At 69.7% G+C, this 1,552-nt stretch carries 1 protein-coding gene; it reads right to left on the bottom strand.

Features of this window, described 5'->3' with window-relative positions; genetic code table 11:
- The coding region (locus tag ABZ622_RS42070) for a condensation domain-containing protein (RefSeq protein WP_360552626.1) at nt 1–1,552 on the bottom strand (1,552 nt) is incomplete at both ends.

The raw sequence follows: 1,552 nt of genomic DNA, 5'->3' as shown, positions 1-1,552 counted from the left end.
CCGGTGCGGCCGCCACCGACGCCGCCAGAGTCGTGAAATGGCCGGCCAACCGCTCGATCGACGCCCGCTCGAACAGATCCGTCCGGTACTCCAGGGCCGCCAGCAGCTCACCATCCGTCTCCGCCGCGGTCAGTTGGAGGTCGAACTTGGCGTCCTGACCGCCCACACCGACCTGTTCGACCGTCAGGCCGGGCAGGCTCCACGACTCCCCGTCCGGGGTGTTCTGGAAGACGAAAAGGGTCTGGAACAGTGGGTTGCGGGACAGGTCCCGGTCGGGGGCCAGCTCGTCGACGAGGCGTTCGAAGGGCAGGTCCTGGTGGTCGTAGGCGCCGAGGGCGGTGTCCTTGACGCGGTCGAGGAGTTCGGTGAACGCCGGGTCGCCTGACAGGTCGGTGCGCAGGACGAGAGTGTTGACGAAGAAACCGATCAGCTCCTCCGTCTCGGCACGGTTGCGGCCGGCGATCGGGGTGCCGACCGCGATGTCGTCCTGACGGCAGTAGCGGGCCAGAACGATCTGGAACAGGGCCAGCAACCCCATGAACAGGCTCGCGCCCTGCCCGCTCGCCGTCGCCCGCAGCGCCTCCGTCACCTCCGACGGCACCGAGAAGTACACGGTGTCGCCCTCGGCGCCCTCCCGTTCGGCGGGCCGGCCGTGGTCGGTCGGCAGCTCCAGGGCCGGAACCCCTGCGAGACGCTCGCGCCAGTACGCCAGCTGCCTCTCCAGGAACTCTCCGCTGAGCTGCTCCCGCTGCCAGGCGGCGAAATCCGCGTACTGCACAGGCAGTTCGGGCAGCGACGCCACACGTCCGGCAACGGCAGCCAGGTACAGCTCGCGCAGTTCGCGGGCCAGAATCCCGGAGGACCAGCCGTCCGAGACGATGTGGTGCAGTGTGATCAGCACGTACTGGTCGTCGTCAGCGACGCGCACCACGTCAACCCGCAGAAGTCGCCCGCCGTCCAGCTCGAACGGTCGCCGCGCCTCGGCCGCCGTGATCTCCAGTGCGGCCCGCTCCCGGTCGGCCGGCGGGACGGTCCGGACGTCGTGCACCACCGGAGTGACCGACCACGGTGCGTCCACGATCTGCGCGGGACGGCCCGAGTCGTCCGTGACGAACCGGGTCCGCAGCACCTCGTGCCGGGTCACCAGACCGGTGAACGCCGCACCCAGTACACCGGCGTCGAGCGTGCCGCGCACCCGCAGGGCGAACGGCACGAGGTATTCGGCGCTGCCCGGCGTCAACTGGTCCAGGAACCAAAGCCGCTGCTGCGCGAACGACAGGGGCAGTGGGCCGCTGCCGCGTTCGAGCGGTACCAGTGGCGCCTCGTCGGCCGACCCCAGCTCTCGCACGACCCCGGCCAGTGTGGCCAACGTGGGCGAGGTGAAGAGGGCACGCACCGGGACGTCCAACCCGAGCCGCTGCCGCAGACGCGACGTCACCTGTGTCGCGAGCAGTGAATGTCCGCCGAGTTCGAAGAAGTTGTCGTGGATGCCGATGGTGTCGATGCCGAGGACGTCGGACCACACGCCGGCGATGGTCTCCTCCGTCGAGTT

It is taken from the genome of Streptomyces sp. NPDC007164 (genome assembly GCF_040634135.1).
In the GTDB taxonomy this organism is placed as follows: Bacteria; Actinomycetota; Actinomycetes; order Streptomycetales; family Streptomycetaceae; genus Streptomyces; species Streptomyces sanglieri.
This window is presented reverse-complemented; position numbering and strand designations above follow the sequence as displayed.